This is a genomic window from Streptomyces sp. AC627_RSS907 (assembly GCF_019049165.1).
In genome coordinates, this window is the sequence record NZ_JAGMUE010001148.1 from 1 (window position 1) to 730 (window position 730).

1 protein-coding gene and 1 pseudogene are annotated in these 730 nt (G+C 67.9%); both read left to right on the forward strand.

Translation table 11 applies throughout. The features are described from left to right. Positions 1–138: pseudogene (locus KUM32_RS40760) on the forward strand (dCTP deaminase); the annotation flags it as partial. Between the two features lie 90 nt (positions 139–228). After that, on the forward strand, positions 229–726 hold the full coding sequence (locus tag KUM32_RS40765) for a phosphoribosyltransferase (protein WP_187062824.1): 498 nt from the start codon (positions 229–231) through the stop codon (positions 724–726). Positions 727–730 lie beyond the last annotated feature (4 nt).

Here is a 730-nt window from a genome sequence, read left to right on the forward strand (position 1 = left end):
GGCCAGTTGTGCATGTTCCGGCTGACCTCGCCGGCCGAGCACCCGTACGGTTCCGAGCGGTACGGGTCGCGTTACCAGGGGCAGCGCGGGCCCACCCCGTCGCGCTCCTTCATGAACTTCCACCGGACCACGGTCTGAGCGGTCCGGTGGTGCGGCGGCGCGGTCCCGGGACTCGGGGCGGGGCGGTCGCGCGGCCAGGGAGTCACGAGAGACAGCGGGGCAAGTGAGATGAGTGCGGTGCGGGAGAACCTGACGTACGACGTGTTCGGTCGGGCGATCCGGGAGTTGGCGCAGACGATCGCGGACGACGGGTACGAGCCGGACATAGTGCTCTCCATCGCGCGCGGCGGCGTGTTCGTCGCCGGTGGCCTCGCGTACGCGTTGGACTGCAAGAACATCCACCTGGTGAACGTGGAGTTCTACACCGGCATCGGCACCACGCTGGAGATGCCGGTCATGCTCGCGCCGGTGCCCAACGCCATCGACTTCTCCGACAAGAAGGTGCTCATCGCCGACGACGTCGCCGACACCGGCAAGACGCTCAAGCTGGTGCACGACTTCTGCGTCGGCACCGTCGCCGAGGTGCGCAGCGCGGTGATCTACGAGAAGACGCAGTCGCTGGTGAAGTGCGAGTACGTGTGGAAGCGCACCGACCAGTGGATCAACTTCCCCTGGTCCGTCGAACCGCCGGTGGTCCGCCGCGACGGGCAGGTACTCGACGCCTGAGCCG